25 protein-coding genes are annotated in these 26,091 nt (G+C 63.9%); 9 read left to right on the top strand and 16 right to left on the bottom strand.

The annotated features are described in order from the left end of the window. Positions 1-76 precede the first annotated feature (76 nt). A complete protein-coding gene (locus ACOKS3_RS16370; protein ID WP_422764433.1) occupies positions 77-1,750 on the top strand; it encodes an MFS transporter in 1,674 nt (557 codons plus the stop codon). Between the two features lie 117 nt (positions 1,751-1,867). On the opposite strand, the gene ACOKS3_RS16365 is transcribed toward ACOKS3_RS16370, so the two are convergent. Together ACOKS3_RS16365 and ACOKS3_RS16360 are read right to left on the bottom strand one after the other, a co-directional pair. Beyond that, positions 1,868-2,437, bottom strand: coding sequence for a hypothetical protein (locus ACOKS3_RS16365; RefSeq protein ID WP_103447627.1), 570 nt, complete (start codon positions 2,435-2,437; stop codon positions 1,868-1,870). 75 nt (positions 2,438-2,512) lie between these two features. Continuing rightward, complete coding sequence (locus tag ACOKS3_RS16360) at positions 2,513-2,899, bottom strand: VOC family protein (protein ID WP_103447626.1); 387 nt, start codon at positions 2,897-2,899, stop codon at positions 2,513-2,515. Between the two features lie 170 nt (positions 2,900-3,069). Here ACOKS3_RS16360 and ACOKS3_RS16355 point away from each other — a divergent pair, with 170 nt between their 5' ends. After that, entirely contained in the window at positions 3,070-3,333 is a 264-nt protein-coding gene (locus tag ACOKS3_RS16355; RefSeq protein ID WP_422764434.1) for a hypothetical protein, read from the top strand. Between the two features lie 118 nt (positions 3,334-3,451). On the opposite strand, the gene ACOKS3_RS16350 is transcribed toward ACOKS3_RS16355, so the two are convergent. From ACOKS3_RS16350 to ACOKS3_RS16335, 4 genes are all read right to left on the bottom strand, one after another. Continuing rightward, the gene (locus ACOKS3_RS16350; protein ID WP_422764435.1) at positions 3,452-4,450 is read right to left on the bottom strand and encodes a transketolase family protein; all 999 of its coding nucleotides are present in this window, start codon (positions 4,448-4,450) and stop codon (positions 3,452-3,454) included. Next, positions 4,447-5,295, bottom strand: coding sequence for a transketolase (locus ACOKS3_RS16345; protein WP_103447623.1), 849 nt, complete (start codon positions 5,293-5,295; stop codon positions 4,447-4,449). The genes ACOKS3_RS16350 and ACOKS3_RS16345 overlap by 4 nt, the downstream gene beginning before the upstream one ends. 23 nt (positions 5,296-5,318) lie before the next feature. After that, on the bottom strand, positions 5,319-6,617 hold the full coding sequence (locus ACOKS3_RS16340) for an MFS transporter (RefSeq protein ID WP_422764436.1): 1,299 nt from the start codon (positions 6,615-6,617) through the stop codon (positions 5,319-5,321). Positions 6,618-6,693: 76 nt separating this feature from the next. Beyond that, positions 6,694-7,443, bottom strand: coding sequence for an SDR family NAD(P)-dependent oxidoreductase (locus tag ACOKS3_RS16335; RefSeq protein WP_422764437.1), 750 nt, complete (start codon positions 7,441-7,443; stop codon positions 6,694-6,696). 150 nt (positions 7,444-7,593) lie between these two features. Between ACOKS3_RS16335 and ACOKS3_RS16330 the strand changes: the two genes are divergently transcribed. Beyond that, positions 7,594-8,514: a LysR substrate-binding domain-containing protein gene (locus ACOKS3_RS16330; RefSeq protein WP_103447620.1), complete on the top strand. Its 921-nt coding sequence runs from the start codon at positions 7,594-7,596 to the stop codon at positions 8,512-8,514. Positions 8,515-8,654: 140 nt separating this feature from the next. Beyond that, positions 8,655-9,560, top strand: a complete 906-nt coding sequence (locus ACOKS3_RS16325) for a LysR family transcriptional regulator (RefSeq protein WP_103447619.1) — start codon at positions 8,655-8,657, stop codon at positions 9,558-9,560. An 80-nt stretch (positions 9,561-9,640) separates the two neighbouring features. Here ACOKS3_RS16325 and ACOKS3_RS16320 read toward each other — a convergent pair. The 3 genes from ACOKS3_RS16320 to ACOKS3_RS16310 all read right to left on the bottom strand — a co-directional run bounded on the left by ACOKS3_RS16320 (position 9,641) and on the right by ACOKS3_RS16310 (position 12,863). Then, positions 9,641-11,013 (bottom strand): IS3 family transposase gene (locus ACOKS3_RS16320; protein WP_422764683.1). Its coding sequence is split into 2 segments (ribosomal slippage): positions 9,641-10,537 and positions 10,540-11,013, totalling 1,371 coding nucleotides; the frame shifts between segments, so codons are not numbered across the junction. A gap of 114 nt (positions 11,014-11,127) precedes the next feature. Next, positions 11,128-11,544 carry a RidA family protein gene (locus tag ACOKS3_RS16315; RefSeq protein WP_014590706.1) on the bottom strand — a complete coding sequence of 139 codons (417 nt, stop codon included), beginning with the start codon at positions 11,542-11,544 and terminating at the stop codon, positions 11,128-11,130. Next, a complete protein-coding gene (locus tag ACOKS3_RS16310; protein WP_422763639.1) occupies positions 11,544-12,863 on the bottom strand; it encodes a flavin-containing monooxygenase in 1,320 nt (439 codons plus the stop codon). The genes ACOKS3_RS16315 and ACOKS3_RS16310 overlap by 1 nt, the downstream gene beginning before the upstream one ends. A 293-nt stretch (positions 12,864-13,156) precedes the next feature. Between ACOKS3_RS16310 and ACOKS3_RS16305 the strand changes: the two genes are divergently transcribed. Both ACOKS3_RS16305 and argE read left to right on the top strand, forming a co-directional pair. Further along, a complete protein-coding gene (locus ACOKS3_RS16305; RefSeq protein WP_422763640.1) occupies positions 13,157-13,834 on the top strand; it encodes a DUF1028 domain-containing protein in 678 nt (225 codons plus the stop codon). After that, complete coding sequence (gene argE / locus ACOKS3_RS16300; RefSeq protein WP_422763641.1) at positions 13,827-14,987, top strand: acetylornithine deacetylase; 1,161 nt, start codon at positions 13,827-13,829, stop codon at positions 14,985-14,987. Before ACOKS3_RS16305 ends, argE begins: the two co-directional genes overlap by 8 nt. A gap of 111 nt (positions 14,988-15,098) precedes the next feature. Here argE and ACOKS3_RS16295 read toward each other — a convergent pair whose 3' ends face one another. The 3 genes from ACOKS3_RS16295 to ACOKS3_RS16285 form a co-directional block, all read right to left on the bottom strand. Beyond that, positions 15,099-16,367 (bottom strand): carbohydrate porin, encoded by a 1,269-nt coding sequence (locus tag ACOKS3_RS16295; protein ID WP_110634916.1) that lies wholly within the window; start codon positions 16,365-16,367, stop codon positions 15,099-15,101. A gap of 111 nt (positions 16,368-16,478) precedes the next feature. After that, positions 16,479-18,896, bottom strand: a complete 2,418-nt coding sequence (locus ACOKS3_RS16290) for a glucose/quinate/shikimate family membrane-bound PQQ-dependent dehydrogenase (RefSeq protein WP_103447613.1) — start codon at positions 18,894-18,896, stop codon at positions 16,479-16,481. A gap of 217 nt (positions 18,897-19,113) precedes the next feature. Next, the gene (locus tag ACOKS3_RS16285; protein WP_422763642.1) at positions 19,114-19,467 is read right to left on the bottom strand and encodes a cupin domain-containing protein; all 354 of its coding nucleotides are present in this window, start codon (positions 19,465-19,467) and stop codon (positions 19,114-19,116) included. Between the two features lie 118 nt (positions 19,468-19,585). Between ACOKS3_RS16285 and ACOKS3_RS16280 the strand changes: the two genes are divergently transcribed. Continuing rightward, on the top strand, positions 19,586-20,485 hold the full coding sequence (locus tag ACOKS3_RS16280) for a LysR family transcriptional regulator (protein ID WP_103447611.1): 900 nt from the start codon (positions 19,586-19,588) through the stop codon (positions 20,483-20,485). Between the two features lie 113 nt (positions 20,486-20,598). Beyond that, positions 20,599-21,798: an MFS transporter gene (locus ACOKS3_RS16275; RefSeq protein ID WP_103447610.1), complete on the top strand. Its 1,200-nt coding sequence runs from the start codon at positions 20,599-20,601 to the stop codon at positions 21,796-21,798. 4 nt (positions 21,799-21,802) lie between these two features. Here ACOKS3_RS16275 and ACOKS3_RS16270 read toward each other — a convergent pair whose 3' ends face one another. Continuing rightward, positions 21,803-22,414, bottom strand: a complete 612-nt coding sequence (locus ACOKS3_RS16270) for a LysE family translocator (protein WP_422763643.1) — start codon at positions 22,412-22,414, stop codon at positions 21,803-21,805. Positions 22,415-22,516: 102 nt separating this feature from the next. On the opposite strand from ACOKS3_RS16270, the gene ACOKS3_RS16265 reads away from it, so the two are divergent. Beyond that, on the top strand, positions 22,517-23,515 hold the full coding sequence (locus ACOKS3_RS16265; protein WP_422763644.1) for a GlxA family transcriptional regulator: 999 nt from the start codon (positions 22,517-22,519) through the stop codon (positions 23,513-23,515). On the opposite strand, the gene ACOKS3_RS16260 is transcribed toward ACOKS3_RS16265, so the two are convergent. The 3 genes from ACOKS3_RS16260 to ACOKS3_RS16250 all read right to left on the bottom strand — a co-directional run bounded on the left by ACOKS3_RS16260 (position 23,482) and on the right by ACOKS3_RS16250 (position 26,076). Further along, complete coding sequence (locus ACOKS3_RS16260; protein WP_103447607.1) at positions 23,482-24,333, bottom strand: CAP domain-containing protein; 852 nt, start codon at positions 24,331-24,333, stop codon at positions 23,482-23,484. The two genes, ACOKS3_RS16265 and ACOKS3_RS16260, sit on opposite strands and share 34 nt — an antisense overlap. A 165-nt stretch (positions 24,334-24,498) precedes the next feature. Then, positions 24,499-25,110 (bottom strand): cell wall hydrolase, encoded by a 612-nt coding sequence (locus ACOKS3_RS16255; RefSeq protein ID WP_103447606.1) that lies wholly within the window; start codon positions 25,108-25,110, stop codon positions 24,499-24,501. Positions 25,111-25,158: 48 nt separating this feature from the next. Further along, a complete protein-coding gene (locus tag ACOKS3_RS16250) occupies positions 25,159-26,076 on the bottom strand; it encodes an AEC family transporter (protein WP_103447605.1) in 918 nt (305 codons plus the stop codon). Positions 26,077-26,091: the final 15 nt, after the last annotated feature.

Raw genomic sequence — 26,091 nt, 5'->3', positions numbered from 1 at the left:
CCCTAGGGCCTGGGTGCGACGGTGAAATGGGTGTGAGGTACTCCGGCCTGCGATAACGACAAGACGGAGGCAACCCATGGCGGTTCTCGACAGCGCTTCCACGGGCAGTAGCGCGCCCCAACGGGGCATTACCAAGGAGGAGCGCAAGGTCATCTTCGCCTCCTCGCTGGGCACCGTGTTCGAATGGTACGACTTCTACCTGTACGGCTCGCTGGCAGCGATCATCGCCAAGCACTTCTTCGCCGGCGTCAATGAAACCACCTCGTTCATCTTCGCCTTGCTGGCCTTTGCCGCCGGCTTTGCCGTGCGGCCGTTCGGCGCCATTGTGTTCGGCCGCCTGGGCGACATGATCGGGCGCAAGCACACCTTTCTCATCACCATCGTCATCATGGGCCTGTCCACCGCAGTGGTGGGGCTGTTGCCCAGCTACGCGGCGATTGGCGTGGCGGCACCGATCATTCTGATTACCCTGCGCCTGCTCCAGGGCCTGGCGCTGGGTGGCGAGTATGGCGGTGCAGCTACCTATGTGGCCGAGCACGCGCCCAAAGGCAGGCGCGGCTTCTTCACGGCGTGGATCCAGACCACCGCCACGCTTGGCCTGTTCCTCTCGCTGCTGGTGATCCTGGCCTGCCGCACCGTCATGGGCACCGAGGTGTTCGAGGCCTGGGGCTGGCGGGTGCCGTTCCTGCTGTCGATCTTGTTGCTGGCGATTTCGGTGTATATCCGCATGCAGCTCAATGAGTCGCCGGTGTTCCTGAAGATGAAGGCCGAGGGCAAAGCGTGCAAGGCGCCATTGACCGAATCGTTCGCTCGCTGGGACAACCTCAAGGTGGTGATCATGTCGTTGCTCGGCGGCACGGCTGGGCAGGCTGTGGTGTGGTACACCGGTCAGTTCTACGCGCTGTTCTTCCTGTTGCAGATGCTCAAGATCGACCCGCAGACCGCCAACCTGCTGATCGCCGGTTCCTTGCTGATCGGCACGCCGTTCTTCATTTTCTTCGGCAGCCTGTCGGACCGCATTGGCCGCAAGAAAATCGTCATGGCCGGCTGCATCATCGCCGCGTTGACCTACTTCCCTATCTTCAAGGCGCTGACCGAGTACGGCAACCCGGACGTGTTCGTCGCCCAGGAGCAGAACCCGGTGGTGGTGGTTGCCGACCCTGGGCAGTGCGCGTTCCAGTTCGACCCGGTGGGCAAGGCCAAATTCACCAGCTCCTGCGACATCGCCAAGAGCCTGCTGGCCAAGCGTGCGATTCCCTACACCAACCAGGCGGCAGAGCCTGGCAGCGTGGCGCAGGTTCGCATCGGTGAGCGGGTGATTCCGAGCTTCGACGGCAGCAGCCTGGCAGCCGCCGACCTGAAGACCCAGAGCGATGCTTTTACCGCGACCATGGGCGGTGCCTTGAAAGAGGCGGGCTACCCGGAAAAGGCCGACCCGGCGAAGATCCACTACCCGATGGTGCTGTTGCTGCTGACCCTGCTGGTGATCTACGTGACCATGGTCTACGGGCCGATCGCCGCCTGGCTGGTTGAACTGTTCCCGGCGCGCATCCGCTACACCTCGATGTCGCTGCCGTACCACATTGGCAACGGCTGGTTCGGGGGGTTCCTGCCGACGGTGGCGTTCGCCATGGTGGCAGCGACCGGGGATATCTACTACGGGCTTTGGTACCCGATCGTGATTGCGGTGATGACGGCGGTGCTGGGAATCTTCTTCCTGCCCGAGACCAAGGACCGGGATATCGGTTAGGCAGGCCTGGCCCCTTCGCGGGCAAGCCCGCTCCCACAGGTACTTGCCGGTCCCAAGACCGGTGAAGTTCCTTGTAGGAGCGGGCTTGTCCCGCGAAGAGGCCGGCTCAGGCAAAAGTCAGTCGAAATACCCCCGCAAGCTGAAGGCATACCCGGTATCGACCCCTTTGGCCTCGCCCCGGCTCCAGCGCTTCTTCAGCACGAATTCAAAAGCAGGTTCGTACAACCCATCCCTGATCAGTGCCCCCGCCAGCACCTCGACGTCGTACCAGCCGTTGTCCAGCTCGATCATCGGCCTCCCCGGCACTTGATAACGGGCCAGCAGGTCACCCAACGTCTTGGGGGTGAAGTGCTGCAGGACGCGCCAGGTGTACAGCATCACCGCACGGTTCTCGACCTGCAGCACATAGCCGTTGCGCCGGTGCTTGAGCCGGCTGCCGGGTTCGAGCAGGGCCGGTGTGTAGCCATCGAGGGTGAACAGGATGTGGTAGGGCAGGTTGTCGACCCCCGCCAGCGGCACCACCACGCCTTCGGCCACGGCCTTGTCGCCGCTGTCGTTGCTGGTGAACTCGCGGGCCAGGTCATCGGACAGGTGGTTTTCGTGTTTGAAACGGTCGAGCAGCTGGATATCGCCCAGCAGGAAATAGTCGACCAGGTCGTTGAGCACTTCGCTGAATTCGTGGCGCATCTGTTTTCCTTGTTGTGGCGCACGGGATACAGCTGCAATGTAGCCAATGGCAGCTTTGGCTGCCATGGGCGCGGCTCAGTGTTTCTGGGCGATCTGGATCAGGTTGCCGCACGTATCGTCGAACACCGCGACCGTGACTGGCCCCAGGTCGGTGGGCTCTTGGATGAACTTCACGCCGGCCTTGCACAGCCGGGTGTACTCGGCCTGGATATCGCGCACGCCGAACGAGGTGGCTGGAATACCATCCTGCTTCAGCGCTTGCTTGTAGACCTTGGCCGCCGGGTGCGCATCGGGCTCCAACAGTAGCTCGACACCATTTGGGTCATTGGGTGAGGTCAGCGTCAGCCAGCGATGCTGGCCCATGGGGATGTCATGCTTGGGCTCGAAGCCCAGTACGTAATGGTAGAACGCCAGGGCCTTGGCCTGGTCGTCGACGAGGATGCTGGTGACAACGATCTTCATAGGCGCACACCGTACCTGCGGGTCGTTACCTACCAGTAAAGACGGCTCTGGCCCAATTCACCAGCGAGGCCTGGCCCGGCTCCTTTACGTTGCTGCATTTCCAGATGGGGGCATAGGTTACTCGGCGATAGCCTTGGCGAGCAATCCCATCTCAGCAAGGAGTAATGCATATGAAGTTCAGGGTTATGGTTGTACTTCTGATCGCTACGGGCCTCGCGCAAGCACAACAGCAGTTGAATACCAATGATGGCGGCAGCCAGATCGACGACTCGAAAACATTCCAGGCGGATGCCGTCGATGGCAGAGATGCTGATGCGATGGAAAAACTATCCCGAAAGAAACGCGGCGTTGCCCCGGTCGTGGGAATGCTGTGCGAGCACGGGTACAAGTTGATTGGCGATGATTGTGTAGTCGCCAACATCCCCTTCGAGTGACGACGATCGAAAATAGGGTTATGGGCCTCGGCACGTTGGTGTGCAATTCTGCGACTACAGCAGTGTGTTGACTGAAATGTCCCAGTCACCGGGAAGCCGGCGACTGGGACATTGCTGCTTACAGCCAGCCCTTGATCTGCCGCGCCACCGCCTCTATGGAGATGCCATAGCGGTCATGCAAGGTCGGCAACGCCCCTGCATCGAGGAACGCGTCCGGCAGGGCGATCTGGCGGAAGGTCGGGGTCACGCCATTGCGCAGCAGCACGCCGGCCACCGCTTCACCCAGCCCGCCGATGATCGAGTGGTTCTCCGCCGTCACCACCAGCCGCCCCGGCTTGCGGGCCTCGGCCAGGATCGTCGCTTCGTCCAGCGGCTTGATGGTCGGCACATGCAGCACCGACACATCCACGCCATCCTTGTGCAGCTGTTCGGCGGCCTCCAGTGCGCGCATGGTCATCAGCCCGCTGGCAATCACCAGCACGTCACGGCCACCGCGCACCACCTGGGCCTTGCCCAGCTGGAAGCGGTAGTCGTAGCGGTCCAGCACCAAGGGCACGTTGCCGCGCAGCAGGCGCATATACACCGGGCCCTGATGGGCGGCGATGGCCGGTACCGCCTGTTCGATCTCCAGGGCGTCGCACGGGTCGATCACCATCAGGTTGGGCATGGCGCGCATGATCGCCAGGTCGTCGGTGGCCTGGTGGCTGGGGCCATAGCCAGTGGTCAGGCCGGGCAGGGCACAGACGATCTTGACGTTGAGGTTTTCTTCGGCAATGGCCATGCAGATGAAGTCATAGGCGCGCCGCGAGGCAAACACCGCATAGGTGGTGGCGAACGGGGTGAAGCCTTCGCGGGCCATACCGGCCGCGGCGCTCATCAGCAGCTGTTCGGCCATGCCCATCTGGTAGAAGCGCTCCGGGTGGGCTTTGGCGAATATATGCAGGTCAGTGTATTTGGACAGGTCGGCGCTCAGCCCGACGATGTCCTGGCGCTGCTCGGCCAGCCTGGCGAGGGCGTGGCCGAACGGCGCAGGGCGAGTCGGTTGGCCTTCGGCGGCAATCGAGGCGATCATCGCCGAGGTGGTCAGGCGTTTTGCTGCTACGGTCGGGTTGTTCATGCGCGGCTTCCGGCGTCCAGTGCTTGCAGGGCGAGGTCCCATTCGTGTTCGTCGACACGGATGAAGTGAGTCTTGTCGCGGTTTTCGAGGAAGGGCACGCCTTTGCCCATGCGTGTGTCGCAGACGATCACCCGCGGTTGCGCGCCGGTATGGGCGCGGGCCAGGTCGAACGCCTTGACCAGGGCGTCGAGGTCATTGCCGTCGACCCGTTGCACGAACCAACCGAAGGCCTGCCAGCGGTCGACGATGGGTTCGAAGGCGAGGATTTCACTGGAATGGCCGTCGGCCTGCTGGTTGTTGACGTCGATGATGGCGATCAGGTTGTCCAGCTGCCAGTGGCTGGCGGACATCGCCGCTTCCCAGGTCGAGCCTTCGTTCAGCTCGCCATCGGACAGCAGGTTATAGACCCAGCTGGTCGAACCCTTGCGCTTGAGGCCCAGGCAGGCGCCGACGGCAATGCCCAGGCCGTGGCCGAGCGAGCCGCCGGTGATTTCCATGCCGGGGGTATAGGCGGCCATGCCAGACATCGGCAAGCGGCTGTCGTCGCATCCATAGCTTTCCAGTTCATCCTCGGCGATTACCCCGGCTTCGATCAGCGCGGCGTACAGGGCGATGGCGTAGTGGCCGATGGACAGGTAGAAACGGTCGCGCTGTTCCCACTCGGGGTTGGCCGGGTCCAGACGCAGGGCGTGGCAGTAGGCCACGGCCAGCAAGTCGGCGGCCCCAAGGGCTTGGCCGATATAGCCCTGGCCCTGGACCTGGCCCATGCGCAGGGCGTTACGGCGGATGTTGTAGGCGCGCGCAGCCAGAGGCCGCGCACCCGAGGTAGCGGGTACGGCATTCATGGGGTAGCTCCTTACTAGGGAAATTAACGGTTGACCAAGCCCGCCGGCACGCGGAACACCAATGCCGCACCGACGATCAGCACGGCGCTGATCAGGTACATGCCGATGGCGTTGTTACCCAGGGTGCTGGTGACCCAGCCGATCAGGAAGGGTGAGCAGAACCCGGCCAGGTTGGCGAAGCTGTTGACTGCGGCGATGCCGGCGGCGGCCGACACCCCCCCGAGCAGCGTGGTCGGCAGCATCCAGAACAGCGACGAGGCCGAGAGGATGCCGGACGCCGCCAGGCACAGGCTGAGGATCGACAGGCTCAGGTGGCTGGCGAACACTGCCGCCAGGGTCAGGCCCAGCGCCCCGGCCAGCATCGGGATCGCCAGGTGCCAACGCCGCTCGCGGTGGCGGTCACCGCTGCGTCCCGCCACCAGCATGGCGCCTATGGCGCAGAGGTAGGGCAGGCTGGTCAGCAAGCCGATATGCAGCGGGTCGGCGACGCCGGCATTGCGTACCAGGGTCGGCAACCAGAAGGTGATCGCGTACTGGCCCATGACCACGCAGAAGTAGATGCCGGCCAGCAGCCACAGGCGGCGGTCGCGGATGAAGTCGGCCACCGAGCCATGCTGCACCTTGTGCTGCTCGTCCTCGGCCAGCTCCTTGCGCAGCAGGGCCTTTTCCTCGTCGTTGAGCCAGTGCGCCTGGTGCACGCCATCCTTGAGGTAACTGAGCACCAAGATGCCGACCAGCACGGTCGGCACCGCCTCGAGCACGAACATCCACTGCCAGCCGGCCCAGCCGTGCACGCCGGCGAAACGCTCCATGATCCAGCCCGACAGCGGCCCGCCGACCATGCCCGAGAGCGGGATGGCGATGAACCACAGGGCGGTCATCTTCGCCCGCCGGTACGACGGGAACCAGTAGGTCAGGTACAGCAGCAGGCCTGGTGCCAGCCCGGCTTCGGCGACGCCGAGGAAGAAGCGCAGCACATAGAACTGCCAGGCTGTCTCGACGAAGGCGAACAGCGCCGAAATCAGGCCCCAGGTGATCATGATGCGGGCGATCCAGCGCCGTGCGCCGACCTTGTGCAGGATGATGTTGCTCGGCACTTCGCAGAGGAAGTAGCCGATGAAGAACATCCCGGCGCCCAGGCCGTAGACCGCTTCGGACAGGGCCAGGTCATCCATCATCTGCAGCTTGGCGAAGCCGACGTTGACCCGGTCGAGATAGGCGCACAGGTAGCACAGCATGAGAAAGGGCATCAGCCGCCAGGCCGTCTTGCGATAGGCATTGCTGCGCGCGGCCGTGGCCGCGTCGAGGGTTAGGGTGGTCATGTCGATCTGATCTCTTGTTGTTATCGATTGCCCTGCCGTGGCGGGGCTCAGATGCGATACATAGTGCGTGGGGGCGTCAGTGAATCAGCATGCCCCCGTTGACGTCCAGCGTGATGCCGGTGAGATAGCTGGAAAGGTCGCTGGCCAGGAACAGGGCGGCGTTGGCCACGTCGCGGGCCTCGCCCAAGCGGCCCAGGGGGATGCCGTCGATGATGGCGTGGCGGCGCTCGTCCTGCATCAGGCCGCCGGTGATGTCGGTATGGATCAGGCCCGGCGTGATGGCGTTGACCCGCACATTGTCCGGGCCCAGCTCACGGGCCATGGCCTTGCCCAGACCCAGCACGGCGGCCTTGGCGGCGCTGTAGTGCGGGCCGCCGAAGATGCCGCCGCCACGCTGCGCCGACACTGACGACATGCAGACGATACTGCCTGAGCGCTGGGCACGCATGGACGGGATCACGGCCTGGGACATCAGCAGCGTGCCGCGCAAGTTTACGTCGAGGATGCGGTCATAGTCCTTGCCGGTGATGTCCAGGGTTTTCACCGGTTGGGTGATACCCGCGTTGTTGACCAGCACATCGATGCGACCGAAATGCGCCAGGACCTCGGCCACCGCATCACGCACCTGGGCTTCGTCGGCGACGTTGGCGGCCAGGCCCAGGTGGCAATCGCCCAGCTGCGCGGCGGCGTCGCGGGCGGCTTGCAGGTCGAGGTCGAGGATGGCCACCTTGGCGCCGTGGGCGGCAAAGGCCTGGGCGGTGGCGCGGCCGATACCGCGGGCAGAGGCGGCGCCGGTGACGATTGCGATTTTACCTTCGAGCAGCATGGGTGTACTCCGGATGTTTGTTGTTGTGGGCACAGCTTGGTATCCGGACGAGGGCTGGGCAACGCAGTGCGCTTCAGCCTATGCTGAAAAAAATTCAGCACAGGGTAGGGGCGTGATCACGTTCGAGGCCCGTGACACCCAAGGAATACGATGAATCACGATCCGGGCAAGAAGCCCTTGCAACTGCCGCCGCTGAAAGCGATTCAGGCCTTCGAGCAGGCCGCACGTTTTGGTAACGTCGCGCGCGCCGCTGAGCAGCTCAACTTGACCCCTTCGGCGGTCAGCCACCAGATCGCCAACCTGGAGGCACTGATCGGCCGGCCGTTGTTCCTGCGCACGGCCAAGGGGGTGACCTTGACGGCGGCGGGGGATCAGTACCTGCGCGAGGTCTCCGGCATCTTGCAAAGCCTGGCCACCGCCACCGAGCGGGCCGGTAGCGCGGTCGGCTTCGACTGCCTGCGCCTGCATTCGGCGCCGAGCTTCGGCCTGCTCTGGCTGTTGCCGCGGCTGGAGCAGTTTCGCGCCAGCCACCCGGATATCCAGATCAACCTGTCGTGCTCCTATGAAGCGCTGCACTTTGGCCGCCACCAGATCGACGTCGATATCCGCCATGGCTACCCCAACTGGCCGAGCCTGGAGGTACGCACCATCCGCCATGAGCGCGCCACGGTGCTGGCGTCGCCGGCGCTGCTGGCACGCCAGCCGATCGACCAGCCAGCCGACTTGCTGGGGCAGAACCTGATCCTCTCCGAGTCGGCGCTGGTGCAATGGCCGTTGTGGTTCGCCCAGCAGGGCGTGTCGCTGCCACAGGCACCGTTTGCCTTGAGCTTTGACCGCTCGTACATGAGCCTGGAGGCAGCCAGCCATGGCTACGGGTTCATTCTGGAAAGTTCGCTGCTGGCGCAGGACTATGTGGCGCGTGGGCAACTGGTACCGGTGTTCGGCGCCGAGCAGGCAAGCCCGGTCAGTGCCCATCACCTGGTGTTTCCGCGGGGGCATGCCGAGCTGCCGCGGGTGAGGCGGTTTCTGGCATGGATGCAGGGGCAGTTGGGGCATGATTTCAGTTATTGATTGCCCGCACCGGCAACACAAGAAAACTATGTTCAAGCCTTAGGCAAATCCTTCATCACCCGGCGGCCCGCTGAATCAGGCCACAGGGTAAAGTGGCAGGAAAATTCCAAGGCGCCCCGAACGGCGCCAACGAGGTGCCTGTGGCTTCCTATACCCTGCGACAACTGAAGTATTTCGTCACCACCGTCGAGGCCGGCAGCGTCGCCGAGGCCTCGCGCCAGCTGTACATCGCCCAGCCATCGATCTCCACGGCCATCAAAAGCCTGGAAGAAAGCTTCGGTGTGCAGCTGTTCATCCGCCACCATGCCCAGGGCGTGTCGCTGACCCCCAGCGGCAAGCGCTTCTACGCCAAGACCAAGTCGTTGCTGCAGATGGCCCACGAGTTCGAGCAGAACGCCCTGGCCGACAACGACACCGTGGCCGGGCAGATCGACATCGGCTGCTTCGAAACCGTGGCACCGCTGTACCTGCCGCGGCTGATCGCCGGCTTTCGCGAACGCTATCCGGGCGTGGATATTCGCTTGCGCGATGGCGAGCAGCAGGACCTGATCCAGGGTTTGACTGCCGGCACTTTCGACCTGGCGTTTCTCTACGACCACGACCTGGATGGCACCATCGAGGCCGAACCGTTGATGCCGCCGCAGAAGCCTTACGTGCTGCTGCCCGAGAAGCACCGCTTCGCCGGCCAGGCGCAGGTGTCGCTGCGGGATCTGTGCCCGGAGCCGATGATCTTGCTGGACGTGGCGCCGAGCCGGACCTACTTCGTCAGCCTGTTCAATGAAATGGGCCTGACGCCGAACATCGTCTTCAGTTCGCCGTCGATCGAGATGGTGCGCGGGATGGTGGGGCAGGGCTTCGGGTTTTCATTGCTGGTGACCCGGCCGCATTCGGAATGCACGTATGACGGGCAGAAGCTGGTGATGATCGACATCGCCGAACCGGTGGCGTTGTCGGGGTTGGCGGCGGCGCACCTGAAGCGGGTGCAACTGACAAAGCCCGCGCAGCTGTTCGTCGAGTTCTGCCGCGAAGAATTGGCCAAGTTCTGAAAAAGCTTCGCGGGACAAGCCCGCTCCTACAGGAAATACGTGATTCCTGAACTGCGCCCCATTTGTTGGACAGTCTGTGATTAGGCTGCTGCAGCCTGACTCCTGTATGCCACGGGAGTCAGGCCGCCCAGCCCCATCTTGATTCGATCATGGTTGTAGTAGTTGATGTATTCATCGATTGCCGCCCTCAGCTCTGCGATGCTGGCGAAGCGCTGACCATGGTACATCTCTATCTTCAGTGTGCCGAAAAAACTCTCCATTCGTGCATTGTCCAGGCAGTTGCCTTTGCGCGACATGCTCTGCTCCAGCCCCTTTTCTTCGAGTCGATTCCGGTAGGCGTAGTATTGATACTGCCAGCCCTGGTCGGAATGCAGCATCGGCTTGGCTCCTTCCGGTAGCTTCGCAAGCGCCTGCTCCAGCATCTGGCCGACCAGAGGATAGTGCGGCGAAGTATCGATCTGATGCGCCACGATCTCCCCGCTAAACAGGTCCAATATCGGCGATAGGTACAGTTTCTCACCCGCCACCTTGAACTCGGTCACGTCTGTTACCCATTTCTCGTTGGGCTCTGCTGCCGTGAAATCGCGCTCCATTGTGTTGGGCGCAATGCGTCCGGGCTGACCGCGATAGGACTTGTACTTTTTCACGCGCACCGTGCATTTGAGGTCGAGTTCACCCATCAGCCGGCGCACAACTTTACTGTTTACTATTTGGCCAATGTTGCGCAGCGCTGCAGTCATGCGTCGATAGCCATAGCGCCCCTTATGCCGCCCCTGGGTCTCACAGATATGAGCCTTTAACGGGGCCAGCTTGTCACCTGCAGCCATCACCTTGAGTTGGTAGTAGTACGTACTGCGCGCCAGCCCAGCCAACTTGAGCAGGTTGTTGAGGGGGAATCGGTTACGCAAGGCCGAGATGATCAGGACTTTTTCTTCTCGGCCTTCTTCTGCCTCGCCTTCTCCTCGCGCAGCTCTTTTAACTTTTTTAGATAGGCGATCTCCATCTCGGCATGGCGCAGCTTGGCCAGCAACTCGGCGTGCGAGAGATCTTCATCGGCTACAGGTGGGGTGTTGGCGGGTGGAACAGGTGGTTTAGGCATGAGACTGCGCGGACCTTTGCTCTTTGCTGTCAGGGCTTTGATGCCGCCACTGTAGTACTGCGATTCCCATATGCCTATCTGGCTGGAGTGGCTCATATTGAAAACGGCTGCCGTCTGGCGCAGCGATAGCTTGTCGCGCCACATCCGCTCAAGCACCGAAAGCTTGAACTCAGGGCTGAAAGTCCGTGTTTGTCCGCAGAGGCTAGCCTCGCCATGGATGCGATAGCTCGCGACCCAGCGCCGAAGCAAGGAGGGATCCATCTGCAACTCAGATGCGATGGTGCGATAGCCAATGCCTCGCTGCAGAAAGGCATGGATGGCTGAAAGTTTGAACTGCTTGGTGTGCTTGCTCACGTAAAACGCCCCTGAGGTTGGATTTTTTGTCCAACATCAGGGGCGCAGTTCATTCCTGTAGGAGCAGGCTTGTCCCGCGAATGGGGCGCAAGGCGCCCCCGGCCATCTCAAGCCTTACTGCTGATCCGGCACCACCGCAATCACGTCGATTTCCATCAGCCACTCGGCCTGGGCCAAGCCGGCCACCACCAACCCGGTGGAAATCGGGAACACACCCTTGAGCCACTTGCCGACTTCCTTGTACACCGGCTCACGGAAGCGCGGGTCGGTGATGTAGGTGGTGGTCTTGACGATGTGCGACAGATCGGAGCCGGCCTCTTCAAGCAGCTGCTTGACGTTCTTCATCGCCTGCTCGGTCTGCGCCCGAGGGTCACCCAGGCCGACCAGCTTGCCTTCGAAGTCGGTGCCGACCTGGCCGCGCACGTAGATGGTGTTACCGGCCCGCACGGCCTGGCACAGGTCGTTGTCCAGGGTCTGGTTGGGGTAGGTTTCCTTGGTGTTGAACATGCGGATGCGAGTATGGGTAGGCATCAGTGGGCTCCGAGGGTGCTGACGTTGCTGATCGAGTGGTCTTGTTGCTCATCCGCGTCGCGCTGGTCGCGGTCGCGGTAGGCCAGGTAGGTGCGTTGCGTGGCAATGTGGCCGGCGACATGCTTGGCGTCGTGCCACACGCCCCAGATGAACGACGAGCCACGGCGTGACAGCCAGGGCAGGCCGAGGAAGTACACGCCCGGCTCGCGGGCGACGCCACGCTGGTGCTGGGGCTTGCCGTTGGTGTCGAAGGTGTCGACCTGCAGCCAGCTGAAGTCCACGCCGTAGCCGGTGGCCCAGATGATGCTGGTGACGCCGGCCTGGGCCAGGTCCAGTTGCTGCAGCGGGTTGACCATGCACTCCGGGTCAGCCAGGCGCTTGCGCGCCTCGGGCTCTTCCGGCAGGTCCAGGCCGTTGCGCTCGATGTAGGCATCGGCGGCATCCAGCAGGGCCAGGTAGTTTTCGTCGCCGCGGTTGATGTTGTCGACCAGGTTGTCCTGGAAACGCGCCACACCGTTTTCGAACGACTGGGTCAGGCCGACCAGGGTCATGCCCTGGTGGGCGAGGGCGCGGAAGTCCACGGTGTGGCCGCCACGGGCGCCACTGACGGCAATGGTCACGTGCTCGCGGCCCGGCTTGGCGATTTCTGCGTCCCACTCGCCCAGTACGCCCAGCCACCAGCAGAAGTCGCGGTTGCGGTAGGCCCGTGGCGGGCGGTCGTGGGCGCCGACCGACAGGTACACCTGGCGCCCGGCACGCATCAGCTCTTCGGCGATCTGCACACCGGAGGAGCCGGCGCCTACCACCAGCACGGCGCCTTCAGGCAGTTGCTCGGGGTTGTAGTAGGCGGCGGAGTGGATCTGGTGCAGGTTGGCATCTTTCGGCGCGATGGCCGGGATGACCGGTTTCTGAAACGGGCCGGTGGCAGCCACTACGCGGTTGGCGCGGATCACGCCTTCGTTGGTCTCGACGGTGAAGCCGGGGCGGTCGGCGTTGCGTACCACCTTCTTCACTTCGATGCCGGTGCGTACCGGCAGGTTGTACTTGCGTACGTACTGCTCGAAGTAGTCGGCGACCTGGTCCTTGCCGGCGAAGGCGTCGGCGTCGAGGTTGAATTCCAGCCCCGGGAAGCGGTCGTGCCAGACCGGGCCGTTGGCCACCAGCGAATCCCAGCGGCCGGTGCGCCAGGCCTCGGCGATACGCTTGCGCTCCAGCACCAGGTGCGGCACGCCAAGCTTGCTCAGGTGTTCGCTCATGGCCACGCCGGCCTGGCCGGCGCCAACCACGAGGGTGTCGATTTCGATGTTGTTCAGTGTCATGTCCGAGCCCTTGTTCAGGCGGTTTTTGTCAGGTCGGTTTGGAGGACCGCCGTTGCTTGGGGCCAGACTAGGGATGCCTGGAAAATCGCGAAAATAGTATTTAGCTGGGGCTTGCCGATAAAACGGCGAAGGCCCCGGTTTGCCTGGGCTTGGTCGGGGTTTTCAGGGCTTTTCGAGTGGTATTGGCCGGCCTTAGTTTTTTCCTGTTCAAGGCACAGGAAAATGTTGGTTTCGTGGCCCTGAAGCTTGCGCCCAGAATGCTGGGCATTGCACAGAACAACAGGAGTTCCACCATGACCTTCTCCATCATCGGTCGCTGCCAGGAAACCGGCCAGGTCGGTATTGCCATCAGCTCGTCGAGCATCGCCGTGGGCGCCCGCTGCCCGTGGGTTCGTGCTGGCGTCGGCGCCGTGTCGACCCAGAACATCACCTTGCCGGCGCTCGGCCCGCAAATCCTCGATGCCCTGGAGCAGGGCCAGTTGCCGCCTGCCGCCGCGCTGGACCGCGTGCTCAGCGCCAATGGCTGGAGCGAGTATCGCCAGGTCACGGTGATCGACAGCCAGGGCCAGGTGGCGCTGTTCACCGGCAAGGAGGCGCTGGGCGTGCATGACGCCGTCGCAGGCGAGCAGTGCGCGGCCGCTGGCAACCTGTTGTCCTCGCTCCAGGTGATCGAAGCCATGGTGCAGGCCTTCGAACAGGCCGGAGGGCATCTGGCTGACCGCCTGCTGGCGGCCATGCATGCCGCGATGGCGGCGGGTGGTGAGGCCGGCCCGGTGCATTCCGCGGCACTGAAGATCGCCGGTGAGCTGACCTGGCCGCTGGTGGACCTGCGTGTGGACTGGGCTGACGAGGACCCGATCGGTGTGCTCGATGGCCTGTGGCAGGCGTACCGCCCGCAGATGCAGGACTACGTTACCCGCGCCCTCGACCCGACTGCCGCTCCCAGCTACGGGGTGCCGGGCGATGAGTGAATTCAGCAGCCGCGCGTTGCTGGAGCGGCTGATCGGCTTTGCAACGGTCAGCCGCGACTCGAACCTTGAGTTGATCGCTTTCATCCGCGACTACCTGGCCGAGCTTGGCGTGGAGTGCGAGCTGTTCCACAACCCGGAAGGCAGCAAGGCCAACCTGTTCGCCACCATCGGCCCCAAGGATATCGGCGGTGTGGTGCTGTCCGGGCACACCGACGTGGTGCCGGTGGACGGCCAGGCCTGGACGCTGCCGGCCTTCGCCCTGACCGAGCGCGACGGGCGCCTGTATGGCCGTGGCACGGCCGACATGAAGGGCTTCATCGCCTCGGTGCTGGCTGCCGTGCCGGCATTCCTGGCGCAACCGCTGCGCATCCCGGTGCACCTGGCGTTCTCCTATGACGAGGAAGTTGGCTGCCTGGGCGTGCGCTCGATGCTGGCCGCGCTGGAACAACGTCCGCACAAGCCGCGGCTGTGCCTGATCGGTGAGCCTACCGAATTGAAGCCAGTGCTTGGCCACAAAGGCAAGCTGGCGATGCGCTGCGAAGTGCAGGGCGCGGCGTGTCACTCGGCGTATGCCCCTTACGGGGTGAATGCCATCGAGTACGCTGCCAAGCTGATCGGCAAGCTGGGCGAGATCGGTGATGCCCTGGCATTGCCGGCCCATCACGACGAGCGCTTCGACCCGCCGTTCTCCACGGTGCAGACCGGGGTCATCAGAGGGGGCAGGGCGTTGAACATCGTGCCGGAGGAATGTGCGTTCGATTTCGAGGTGCGCGCGCTGCCGGGGTTCGAAGCGCAGGCGGTGGCCGACCAGCTGCAGACCTACGCCGAGGCCGAGTTGCTGCCCCGCATGCGCAAGGTCAACGCTGGCAGTGCAATTCGCCTGCAACCGTTGAGTGCGTATCCGGGGCTGGCCACGCCAGCCGACAGCGAGGCCGCGCGCTTGGTGGCATTGCTCAGCGGTTCGGATGATTTCGGCACTGTGGCGTTCGGCACCGAAGGTGGCCTGTTCGACCAGGCCGGTATTCCCACCGTGGTTTGCGGGCCGGGCAGCATGGACCAAGGGCACAAGCCGGACGAGTTCGTCAGTGTCGAACAGATGCAGGGTTGTGATGCGATGTTGCTGAGGTTGGTGGATTACCTCAGGCAGGAATAATGGTGTTGGCTTCTTCGCAGGTTTACCCGCGAAGAAGCCCTAAGCTTGGCAATCAGATCTCAATCGCCCCACTGACCAACCCATACACCGCAATCACCGCCCCCCGGCGGCTTAGAAGGTTGCCTTGACCTGCAGGCCGAAGACCAGCGCGTTGTCGATGTCCTTCCCGGAGAACGCCCCTGGCTCGATGATGTATTGCACATCCGGGCGCAGGTTCAGCCACGGCGTGGCCTGGTAGCCATAGCTCAGTTCGACCAACTGCTCGGCATTGTCGATGTTGGGGAACTGCTGCCCGGCATTGAATGCGGCGTCTTCCAGCACATCGCGGCTACGTGGGTTCGGCACGGCGCGGCCATAGCCCAGGGCTACGGTATCGCGCGGGCGGCCTTCGAACGGCTTGTAAAGCACCACCCCGGCGCCATACCACTTGGTGAACGGCGAGGCGGCCTCGCTCGCTGCCGAGTACTGGCCGAAGGCGTGCAGGCTGCGGCCTGGCGAGCCGGCGTCGTTCCACACTGCCTGGTCGACCAGCAGGTAGTGGCCACCGCGACCAGACACTTCCTTGCTGCTGTCGACGCGCTTCACGTCGGAGCTGTCGTAGTAGTAACCCAGCTTGTACTCGCCCGGCAGTTCGCCCTGCAGCTTGTACACCAGTTCCACAGGCACCACGGTGCCGGTGGTGTGCTTGGGCCCCAGGTGCCAGGCGCGGCTGGAGTTGCCGTTGCTCTCCGGGTCGACGTTGAATGCCGCCACGCGCAATTGCCAGGACGGCGACAGGTCGTACTTCACGCGCACGCCGAGGTGGGCGTTGGGGTAGTTGGTCCAGCCGCTGCCGCCGGACATGTTCAGCGGGTGGCCGCAGAAGCCGGCGTTCATGAAGTTGCACAGGATGCCGCTGTCGAGGCCGCCGAGGTCGTTGCCCATGGCCATGTAGCCAAGCTTGACGTTGAGCGCCGGGGTGAACAGGGTGCGCTCGTAGCTCAGTTCGGTCAGGCGGGTGTACAGGCCACCGTAGTTTTCCTGGATCGGCAGGCGGTTGCCGACCAGGTCTTCCGAGGCGCTGTTGCCGCGGCGGTCGTTGATGGTCAGCTGGACCTTGCCGCCGTTTTCCAGGCCGTACAGTTTCGACAGGTCGAACTGTGCGCCGAGCTTGATGTTCTGCGAGTAGCGCGCCGAGCGGTGTAGGCCGCCGTGGGCGTTGTAGGCGGTTTCACCGCTGTAGTCGCCGGTGATCTTGACGCCGTCTTCTTCGAGCTGGTGACGCAGGCCACCCCAGTCACCGGTCATGGTGCTGCGGTTGAGCAGGTCGCCGTCGGCCAGGGCGGTGGTGCTGGCCAGGGCCAGAAGCAGGGTTGGGGTGATGCGGATAGCGGATGGCATTGCTGTGTCTCGTGTTGTTTTCGGGGGGCCATTCGCGAACAAGCCCGCTCTCACCAGGATCAGAGGAGAACCTGTGGGAGCGGGCTTGCCCGCGAATGCAGCGACGTGCTCTTACGGCAGGGCGTAAGAAATCACGTAGTCGCCACGATCAGTCGACTGGCGCGCACCGCCAGCAGTGATCACCACGTACTGTTTGCCGGTCTTCGGCGAAACGTAGGTCATCGGGCCACCCTGGCTGCCTACAGGCAGGCGGGCTTTCCAGATTTCGTTACCGTTGCTGCTGTCGTAGGCGCGCAGGTAGAAGTCCTGGGTACCGGCGATGAACACCAGGCCGCCTTGGGTCGACAGGGTGCCGCCGAGGGTTGGCAGGCCGATCTTGATCGGCAGGTGCATGCGAATGCCCAGGGGGCCGGTGTCTTCCACGGTGCCGACTGGTACCTGCCAGGCGATCTGGCGGGTTTTCATGTCAATGGCGGTCAGGGTACCGAATGGCGGGGCCTGGCACGGGATGCCGGCAACCGACAGGAAGCGGTTCTTGTTCACCGCGTACGGGGTGCCCTTGAGCGGTACGGCGCCCATGCCGGTATTCAGTGCTTCACCGCCGGAGGCTGCGCCACCCTTGTTCTGCGACGGGATCATCTGGATCCACAGGCCCAGGCGCATGTCGTTGACGAAGATGAAGCCATGCACCGGGTCGGTGGAGAGGCTGCCCCAGTTCATGCCACCCAGCGAACCCGGGAAGCTCAGCGACAGGTCGGTACCCGGCGCAGTGTACAGGCCGTCGTAGCGCATCTTCTTGAAGTCGATACGGCACAGCAGCTGGTCATACGGCGTGGCACCCCACATGTCCGATTCGCTCAGGGTCTGCGCGCCGATCTGCGGCATGCCTACCGATTTGGGCTGGGTCGGCGAGTACGGCTCGTTGGGAATGTTGCTTGGCTTGACCGGCACTTCGTCGACCTGCGTCAGCGGTTTGCCGGTGGCGCGGTCGAGCACGTAGATCTGCCCGGCCTTGGTACCGATCACTACCGCAGGCACGGACTTGCCGTCGTCCTTGGTGAAATCGATCAGGCTCGGCTGCATCGGCAGGTCGAAGTCCCAGAGGTCGTTGTGCACGGTCTGGAATACCCACTTCTGGTTACCGGTGGTGGCATCCAGGGCCAGCACGGAAGCACCGTAGGTGTGGTCCAGCTTGCTGCGTTCAACGCCATAGATGTCGGTGGACGACGAGCCCATTGGCAGGAACACGGTGTTCATCGCCGGGTCGTAGGACATAGGTGCCCAGCTGTTCGGGGTGCTGCGCACATAGGTGCTGCCATCGGCCGGCGCCTTGCGGTCTTCCGGATTGCCCGGGTCGAAGGCCCAGCGCATTTCACCGGTGATCACGTCGAAACCACGGATCACGCCGCCTGGCATGTCGGTCTGGACGTTGTCGGCGACGCGGCCGCCGACCACCACGGTGGTACCGGCCATCAACGGTGCGGAGGACAGCTGGTAGTAGGAGTCCGGCACATCACCTAGGCCGGCCATCAGGTTGACCTGGCCGTTGTTGCCGAAGCCCTGGCAGAACTCGCCGTTGTCGGCGTCCACGGCGATCAGGCGACCGTCGATGGTGTTGGTCAGCAGGCGACGTTGGCAGTTGGCACCGGGCGCGACGCTGCCGCCGGTGATCGGCGAGCTGTTGGGCTGGGTCGGCTGGGCGATCGCGGCGGTGGCGTCGAAGTAGGCCATGCCACGGCAACGCTGCCAGACCTTGGACTGGGCGTTGATCGCGTTCTTCCACAGCTCTTTGCCGGTGTCGGCATCGAGGGCGATCAGGTTGTTGTGCGGGGTGCAGATGAACACCTTGTTGCCGATCTGCAGCGGGGTCAGCTGATCTTCGGCACCGTTGCCGTCGCTGATGGCGACGTCACCGGTGTGGTAGGTCCAGGCCACCTTGAGCTTGTTGACGTTGTCGCGGTTGATCTGGTCCAGCGCGGCGAAGCGGCTGCCACCTTCGGTGTTGCCGTAGTGGGCCCAGTCCTTCTGCTCCTTGCCAGTTTCGACCGGGGTCATGCCTGGGCCCTTACCGGTGGGTGCAACGCTTGGGTGGGCAACGAACATGTTGCCCACAGCGATCACCAGCACCACGGCCAGCACGCCAGCGATGCCGTAGGCACCACGGCCGGCGCTGGCGCCATTGGCACGGGCGAGCATCGGGTAGACCAGCGCCACCACCATGCCGATCGCGCCGAACATGAACAGGCGCGAGAACAGCGGCCAGAACACCAGGCCAGCGTCGCTCAGCGCCCAGATCGCGGTACCGATCAGGAACGCCGCGTACAGCCAGGCGCCGGCCTGCTTGCGGCGAGCGATGAGAATACCGGCGATGGCCATGGCCAGGCCGCCGATCAGGAAGTACCAGGAACCGCCCAGGCCGGCGAGCTTGACGCCGCCAGCAGCCAGGAGCAGGCCGAGCAGGGCGACGATCACGCCCAAGCCGACCAGGATGATGTTTGTGGCGCCAGAGGCGCGCGGTGTTTCGTTCATGCCAGGGATCTCAGCAGGTGGAATGTGCGCAGTCTAAGCCCTTAGCTTGCTAATTAACAAGTTGGTACATAATTTTATGAGGCTGATTGTCGCAGGGCCGAACTTGCGAAGATGTGGAGAAAAGTTTAGATCTAGTGCTGAAAATTGCTGTAAAAATGATGTTTGGCAGGTATATGGGTGTGGCGCTTTAGATTTTTTAGCATGAACGAAGGGCGTATCAATGGCTCGGCCAGGGTGTTTCACTGCCATGAAACACGGCAAGCCAGATGGTCGGTTGCCCCTGGGTAGTCCATTCCACGCGGTGACGGCAATGCGCCGGAATGTCCAGGCAGTCGCCTGGCACCAGCAAGCGGGTGTAATTCTCGTGCTCAAGGCGCAGCCCGGCGGTGCCGGTCAACAACATGATCCATTCGCCTTCGGCCTGGTCGTACCAGTAGCCTGGCGGGCTGGCCTGGCCGCAGGAAACGATGCGTTCGATGCGCAGGCCAGGGCGCCGCAGCAGTTCATCGACCCGCTCGGCAGCGGCAGGGTCGCAACGGGGCAGGGCGTTGAGCAGGTTGGTGAGCGGCATGGGCAGTTCTCGCACTGATGGAGGTGCTTCCACTATGGACCTGGTCGCTCTGTTGTGCGCTTCTTGACCCGCTTCGTGGTTTGTAGGACTGTTCCGAGATTTGAGAATCGGGGTATCCATGGACAAGCTCTTGGCGATGAGGATGTTCACCACGACAGTCGATGCCCAGGGCTTTTCCGCGGCAGCGCGCAGGCTCGGCGTCGCCACCTCGTCGGTGACGCGCCTGGTCGACGGGCTGGAGTCGGAACTTGGCACGACCTTGCTCAACCGCTCCACGCGCCAGGTGAGCCTGACCGAGGCGGGCGCACGTTACTACGCCCGGGCAAGGGAAATCTTCGACGCGCTGGAGGAAGCCGACGCCAGCGTCGCCGATCGTGGCGATGAGCCGGTCGGCGTGCTGCGCCTGTGCCTGCCGGTAGAGTTCGGCCGCCGCGTGATCGCACCGCACCTTGGGCCTTTCCTGGCTCGCCACCCGTCGCTGGAGCTGGACATCGACATGAGCGACCGGCTCGATGACTTGCTCGACGGTCGTTACGATCTGTCCATTCGCCTCGGCGACCCGTCACCGAACGACGAACTGGTGTGTCGGCAACTCGGTCGCTTCCAGCGCTGGCTGGTAGCAAGCCCCGATTACCTGGCCAGGCGTGACGCGCTGCTGCATCCCGAGCAGTTGCTGCAGCACGCCTGCCTGCGTTTTCGCTACGGGCAGAAGGCGCGCGCCTGGCGCCTGCAGCGTGCCGATGAGGCACTGGAACTGGACGTGAGCGGGCCGTTGCGCAGCGCCAACGCCGACCTGTTGCGCGAAGCGGCGCTGGCCGCCAGCGGTATTGCCTTGCTGGCCGACTGGCTGGTGCGCGAAGACGTGGCGGCCGGGCGCTTGCAGCGGATATTTGCGGACTGGCAGGTCAGTCCCGGCACCGCCAATGACAGCATCAATGCCTTGTATTTGCCCAACCATCGCGGCTCTCGGCGGGTCAACGCGTTCATCGGCTTTTGCGAGGGCCTGCTCAAACCCTGATCCCTGCCGTTGCGCCTGGCGCAAAGCCCCGTTGCGCCGGAGCCGGATTCTCTCGCTGGCAAGCGCTCGGTAAGGTGCCTGACATATTCCAACCCGATGCCGAGGTACCTCGCATGAATTCCTCCCTTGCTGCTGCACCGCCAGCCCATGCCGGCCTGAGCCGTGCTCTGGTCGCGCTGCTGGCGTTCTGTTGTGGCGCGATCGTCGCCAATATCTATTACGCGCAGCCCATCGTCGGGCTGATCGCCCCGGACCTGGGCCTGTCCACCGAGCGCGCCAGCCTGATCGTGTCACTGACCCAGCTGGGCTACGCACTGGGCCTGCTGTTGCTGGTGCCACTGGCTGACCTGGTGGAAAACCGTCGGTTGATGATCGCCACCGCCGTGCTGGCCTGTGTCAGCCTGTTGCTGGCGGGGACCAGCAGCAGCGGCCAAGGGCAACTGTTCCTGGGCTATGCCTTGCTGATCGGTTTCAGTTCGGTGGCTGTGCAGATGCTCATCCCGTTGGCTGCTCACCTTGCGCCTGAGCAAGCACGCGGGCGGGTGGTCGGCAACATCATGGGCGGTTTGCTGCTGGGTATTCTGCTGGCGCGGCCGCTGTCGAGCCTGGTCGCCGACCACTTTGGCTGGCGCGCGGTGTTCATGGGGGCTGCTGGCCTGATGTTGGCAATCATTCTGTTGTTGGCGCTGACGCTGCCGCGCCGGGTGCCTGAGCACAAGGCCAGCTATGCCGGGCTGATGGTGTCGTTGGTTGCCCTGCTGCGCCAATACCCGGTATTACGCCAGCGCTCGCTGTACCAGGCTTTGATGTTCGCGGCGTTCAGCCTGTACTGGACCGCGGTGCCGCTGGCCCTGGCCAGTGAGCACGGGCTGTCGCAAAGCCAGATCGCCTTGTTTGCCCTGGTCGGCGCGGTCGGCGCCATCGCCGCGCCCATGGCCGGCCGCCTGGCCGACGCCGGCCATGCCCGTGCCGGTTCGTTGCTGGCGCTGGTGTTGGCGCCTCTGGCGCTGCTGCTGGGCCTGACGGCGCCCGGCTACAGCGTGATCGGCCTGGGGTTGACCGGGGTGCTGCTGGATTTCGCCGTACAGATGAACATGGTGATCGGCCAGCGTGAAGTCTATGCGCTGGACCCGGCCAGCCGCGGGCGGCTGAATGCGCTGTACATGACCAGCATCTTCCTGGGCGGGGCAATGGGTTCGGCGGTGGCCAGTGCGGTGTTCGCCCAGCAGGGGTGGCACGGTGTGGCGCTGGTGGGGGCGGCATTGCCGGGCATGGCCCTGGTCGTCTTCTTGCTGGTTGCGCGGCGCGCTTGAGCTTTCACCGGCCCAGCGGCAAAGCCACGCCAATCAATGCGAACAGGCTCCCGCAGCAGCGATTGAACCCTTTGCCGCCCTTGGCCATCCAGGGCCGGATACGAAACGCCAGGCGAGCCAGCAGGTATTCGACCACGCATTCCACGCTGGCAAAGGTCGCTGCCATGATCACGAACTGCAGCAACAGCCCACGCTGCGGGTCGATGAACTGCGGCAGGAAGGCACCGTAGAACAACAGTACCTTGGGGTTGGCGATAGCAGACAGCAGGCCTTGGCGGAACATCCCCAAATTGCCCAGGCGGGCAGCGCGTTCGGTCACCTCCAGATGCAGCGCAGGGCTGCGCCAGAGCTGGATGCCCAGCCACACCAAGTAGGCTCCCCCCACCCATTTGAGCACGTTCAGCACCGAGGCCGACGTCTGCAGCAGCGCCGTCAGCCCGAACATCGCCAGGGCAATCAGTGCGCTGAAGCCGAACACCCCGCCGACGATGGTGAACAGCGTGCGGCGCGCGCCATACAGTGCACCGTGCGTCAGCGCTAGCAGACTGTTCGGGCCAGGGGTCAGCGACAGGCCGATGCTCGCCAGCAGGTAGATGAACCAGGTATCCAGAGCCATGATGGGCGCCTCAGGTAGTCACGAGCACTCAGTCTATGGGACGGTACTGCAAGTGCAGGGTATGATCTGGACATTCAATGGTGTTTTCTGGACTTGTTTCGAATGGCCCCTGATATCCGCCTGCTGATCCTGCCGTTACCGGACTTCGCCTTGCTGCCGTTCGGTGCGTTTCTCGACAAGCTGCGCTTCAGCGCCGACGACGAGGACTACAGCCAGCAGCGCTACTGCAGCTGGACCTTGGCCAGCCTGACGGGCGAGCACGTGCCGTCGAGCAGCGGTGCGGTGATGCAGGTGCGGGCCATTACCGAGCAATTGCGCTGGAATGACTACGACTACTTGGTGCTGTTCGGCAGCCGCAATGCTGAAGCCACCGCCGCGTTGGCCCCGAGCTACAAGCCTCTGCTCAAGCGAGCGGCCAAGGCGGGGGTGAAGCTGGTCGCCATCGACAACGCCGCCTTCCTGCTGGCCGCCTGCGGCCTGCTGGACGGGCACAAGGTCGTGGTGCACTGGCGCCATGAGGCGGAGTTTCGGGCATCTTTCCCGCATCTGCAGGTGCTGCGCGAGCAGTTGTACTGTATCGACGGGGGGCGCATCACCTGTGCCGGCGGCACGGCAGCCCTCGACCTGGCGGTGGAACTGCTGGCGGGCGCCTGCGGGCGTGCCCGGGCGCTCAAGGGCCTGGCCGACATGCTGGTGGACGAATCTCGTGACAGCCGCCATGCCCTGCGTTCACTGGAGGCCGACGCCGGGCAGGGGCGCCAGGTGCAGCGTGCGCTGGCGCTGATGCGTCATCACCTGGGGGCACAAGGGTCGATCGAACAGCTGGCTGCGGAACTCGGCATCAGCCGGCGTCAGCTGGACCGCCAGTTCCAGGCCAGCCACGGCATGAGCGCCAAGGCCTGGTGGCTGGAAATGCGCCTGCAGCAGGCGCGCTGGCGATTGCTCAACTCCAGTCACAGCCTGGCGCAGATTGCCGACGAGGTCGGGCTGGGTGATGCCAGCTACCTGGGCAAGTGTGTGCGGCGGCGGTTTGGCTGCACGGCGCTGGCGCTGCGCAGCTCAAACGGTCATTGCGGCGTGCCGAACAGGCCGGTCCAGTAGATGCCGGCATCGCTCTTCGGGTCTACCGCATAGGCCGCACCCATTTCGCGGAAGTCCGGGTTCATCAGGGTGGCGCAATGACCGGGGCTGTCGAGCCAGCCATCCACTACCTTCTGCGCGGTGTCGCGCCCGGCGGCGATGTCTTCGCCGATCTGCTGATACAGATAGCCGGCCAGTTCCGCGCGGTCACCCGGCGTGCGCCCGTCCTTGTCGATATGGTCGAAGAAGTTCTGGTTGGCCATGGCCCGCGTATGGCTGGCTGCCACCCCCGCCAGCGCAGCGCTCCAACTCAGCGCAGGGGCTGCGGCAAACGGCTGGCCGCCGCATTGGCGGGGGGTCTTGCGTGCGGTATTGATGGCCTGCAGCAGCTTCTGCCCCTCGGCCTGCCAGTCACCCAGGCGCCCGCTGAGCAGGGGCCGGGCCAGCACGATGCGCCAGTCGCGGCCTTCCTGGCTGACGCCGATGTCGACAAACTGCGGGTCGAGCACCACCTGGCAGAAGCTCTCCTTGATGGCATTCATGGCAGCGTTCGCATCACGTGGGCCGGACAGGCTGATCGCCTGGACGTTGACCATCGGATAGGCCGCGCGGCTCATGGCCTGCTGCAGGTCACGGGTGCCCTCCGGCGACAGTGCCAGGCGCGTGTCGCTGTTGAGCGGCGGCAGTTCCACCGACACCTGGTCCCCGCAGCGCTGGGCCTGGCTGCGGTAGGTATTGATCGAATCGATCAGTTGCGCTTCTTCGCCGGTGACGGCCAAGGCCCCGGTCGACAGGACCAGGCCCATCGACAAGGCGGCAACGGATGACAGGACGCGCATGTGGATCTCCCTGTGACTGGCAGCGTCTTGGTATGCGCTGCTCATCCTACACAAGCGCGAGGCTTTTGGCCCAGTCTCGTGCAAAGCAAAGAAAACGCCAGCAATGACTTGCAGGCGGCAAAAGAGGGAGTAGACCGGCGAGCGCCAGAAAAGTGCAGTGGCTTATCAGCGCGCCAGTTCCTGATTCGGCTTGTAGAACAGGAAATGCCGGGTTTCGGCGGTCTTGCGATAGGCCTTGGCCCAGCTCGGGTGCACCTGGCGGTCATGGAAGTACAGCGCGCCGCCAGTGCTGTCCTTGAGTTGCTGGTTCAAGGCCTTGCGGGCAATTTCCTTGGCGATGTCGTAACGGTCCTTTTCCTCGACCTGGTCCGGGCGGCCGTCACACCACCAGGAAAACTGGCAGGATTTGGTTTCCACGCCTTGCTTTACCACCCCGCAGATGGTGTTGGGGAAGCCATCCTTGCCTAGCCGGTTGATCACCACGCTGGCCACCGCGCTCATGTCCCCGTCGTCGGCACCCTTGGCTTCCCAATAGATGGTGCGTGCCAGGCAGGTGATGCTGTCATCCATCGGCGCCTGACCTGCCGGGTCCACTGCCTGCACCTCGCCAGGGGTGATGGTTTCTGGCTTCTTCGGCGGAGGAGCATCCTCCACCACCTTTTTTTCCAGGTTTTGCGCCTTGTCCTCGGCCACTGCGGCCTTGGCACTGTCGGCGGCGTGCAAAGGGCCTGCGAGCAGGGCCGAGGTCAAGCCGATCAGCATCCACGAGAGGCGCATGGTCAATTTTCCGAAGTGTGGGCTGAGTCACAGTCTAGCCAAGCGTAATCACCTCAGCGTTAGCATTAGCATCAAAGGCAAGGTCACGGCGGCCAGCACGGTCTGCAGGGCGATGATGGTGGCCATCAGCGGCGCGTTGCCGCCCATCTGCCGCGCCATCACGTAAGACGACGAAGCGGTCGGCAAGGCCTGGAACAGCACTGCCACAACCGCTGCCTGGCCGCTCAACCCAAGCAGGCGGCACAGGCCCCAGGTGGTCAGCGGCATGACCAGGAACTTGAAAGCCGATGCCGCCAGCAGTGGCCGCACTTGCTGGCCGACACTGGCGCCACCGAGTGCAGCGCCCACACACAGCAGGCCCAGGGGCAGGGCGGCCTGGCCCAGCGCCTTGATGGTGGGTTCCAGGCCGGCCGGCAAGCCCAGGCCGCTGGTCCGCAGCAGCAGGCCCCCGGCGCAGCCGACGATCAGCGGGTTGGCGAAGATGGCCCGCAACACCGTCGCCGGGGAGCTGTGGCGCGCGCTGAAGCGGGCGAACACCAGCACGCAGAGCAGATTGACCAAGGGTACGATGGCGGCGTTGGCAACGGCGGCCAGCGCGATCCCGGCGCTGCCGTAGATGCCGGCGGCGAGGGTGGCGCCGATGTAGTTGTTGAAGCGCACGCCGCCCTGGAACACCGAGGTGAAGTCGGCGCCTTCGTGGTTCACTGCACCCTGATAGAGCACCAGCAGCACGGCGCCAAGCAGGGTGGAAAGCATCAGCACACCGACCATGCCCAGCACCGGCACGCCATCGAGATTGGCCGTGGCCAGGCCATGCAGGAACAGCGACGGCAGCAGCACGTAATAGCTCAGGCGTTCGGCGCCCGGCCAGAACGACTCGGCGAGGAAGCCGCGGATGCGCAGGAAAGTGCCCAGGGCAATGAGCAAGATGATGGGCACGAGTGTGGTCAGCAGCAGGTGAAGCATGGTGGTCGTTCCGTG

Source organism: Pseudomonas sp. HS6-2, from assembly GCF_049325675.2.
Lineage (GTDB): Bacteria > Pseudomonadota > Gammaproteobacteria > Pseudomonadales > Pseudomonadaceae > Aquipseudomonas > Aquipseudomonas putida_N.
This window is presented reverse-complemented; position numbering and strand designations above follow the sequence as displayed.

What these genes read in the sequence shown, in the direction of transcription:
- ACOKS3_RS16370 (WP_422764433.1), top strand. Translation starts at nt 77, where the DNA reads ATGGCGGTTCTCGACAGCGCTTCCACGGGCAGTAGCGCGCCCCAACGG.
- ACOKS3_RS16365 (WP_103447627.1), bottom strand. Translation starts at nt 2,437, where the DNA reads ATGCGCCACGAATTCAGCGAAGTGCTCAACGACCTGGTCGACTATTTC.
- ACOKS3_RS16360 (WP_103447626.1), bottom strand. Translation starts at nt 2,899, where the DNA reads ATGAAGATCGTTGTCACCAGCATCCTCGTCGACGACCAGGCCAAGGCC.
- ACOKS3_RS16355 (WP_422764434.1), top strand. Translation starts at nt 3,070, where the DNA reads ATGAAGTTCAGGGTTATGGTTGTACTTCTGATCGCTACGGGCCTCGCG.
- ACOKS3_RS16350 (WP_422764435.1), bottom strand. Translation starts at nt 4,450, where the DNA reads ATGAACAACCCGACCGTAGCAGCAAAACGCCTGACCACCTCGGCGATG.
- ACOKS3_RS16345 (WP_103447623.1), bottom strand. Translation starts at nt 5,295, where the DNA reads ATGAATGCCGTACCCGCTACCTCGGGTGCGCGGCCTCTGGCTGCGCGC.
- ACOKS3_RS16340 (WP_422764436.1), bottom strand. Translation starts at nt 6,617, where the DNA reads ATGACCACCCTAACCCTCGACGCGGCCACGGCCGCGCGCAGCAATGCC.
- ACOKS3_RS16335 (WP_422764437.1), bottom strand. Translation starts at nt 7,443, where the DNA reads ATGCTGCTCGAAGGTAAAATCGCAATCGTCACCGGCGCCGCCTCTGCC.
- ACOKS3_RS16330 (WP_103447620.1), top strand. Translation starts at nt 7,594, where the DNA reads ATGAATCACGATCCGGGCAAGAAGCCCTTGCAACTGCCGCCGCTGAAA.
- ACOKS3_RS16315 (WP_014590706.1), bottom strand. Translation starts at nt 11,544, where the DNA reads ATGCCTACCCATACTCGCATCCGCATGTTCAACACCAAGGAAACCTAC.
- ACOKS3_RS16310 (WP_422763639.1), bottom strand. Translation starts at nt 12,863, where the DNA reads ATGACACTGAACAACATCGAAATCGACACCCTCGTGGTTGGCGCCGGC.
- ACOKS3_RS16305 (WP_422763640.1), top strand. Translation starts at nt 13,157, where the DNA reads ATGACCTTCTCCATCATCGGTCGCTGCCAGGAAACCGGCCAGGTCGGT.
- argE (WP_422763641.1), top strand. Translation starts at nt 13,827, where the DNA reads ATGAGTGAATTCAGCAGCCGCGCGTTGCTGGAGCGGCTGATCGGCTTT.
- ACOKS3_RS16295 (WP_110634916.1), bottom strand. Translation starts at nt 16,367, where the DNA reads ATGCCATCCGCTATCCGCATCACCCCAACCCTGCTTCTGGCCCTGGCC.
- ACOKS3_RS16290 (WP_103447613.1), bottom strand. Translation starts at nt 18,896, where the DNA reads ATGAACGAAACACCGCGCGCCTCTGGCGCCACAAACATCATCCTGGTC.
- ACOKS3_RS16285 (WP_422763642.1), bottom strand. Translation starts at nt 19,467, where the DNA reads ATGCCGCTCACCAACCTGCTCAACGCCCTGCCCCGTTGCGACCCTGCC.
- ACOKS3_RS16280 (WP_103447611.1), top strand. Translation starts at nt 19,586, where the DNA reads ATGGACAAGCTCTTGGCGATGAGGATGTTCACCACGACAGTCGATGCC.
- ACOKS3_RS16275 (WP_103447610.1), top strand. Translation starts at nt 20,599, where the DNA reads ATGAATTCCTCCCTTGCTGCTGCACCGCCAGCCCATGCCGGCCTGAGC.
- ACOKS3_RS16270 (WP_422763643.1), bottom strand. Translation starts at nt 22,414, where the DNA reads ATGGCTCTGGATACCTGGTTCATCTACCTGCTGGCGAGCATCGGCCTG.
- ACOKS3_RS16265 (WP_422763644.1), top strand. Translation starts at nt 22,517, where the DNA reads ATGGCCCCTGATATCCGCCTGCTGATCCTGCCGTTACCGGACTTCGCC.
- ACOKS3_RS16260 (WP_103447607.1), bottom strand. Translation starts at nt 24,333, where the DNA reads ATGCGCGTCCTGTCATCCGTTGCCGCCTTGTCGATGGGCCTGGTCCTG.
- ACOKS3_RS16255 (WP_103447606.1), bottom strand. Translation starts at nt 25,110, where the DNA reads ATGCGCCTCTCGTGGATGCTGATCGGCTTGACCTCGGCCCTGCTCGCA.
- ACOKS3_RS16250 (WP_103447605.1), bottom strand. Translation starts at nt 26,076, where the DNA reads ATGCTTCACCTGCTGCTGACCACACTCGTGCCCATCATCTTGCTCATT.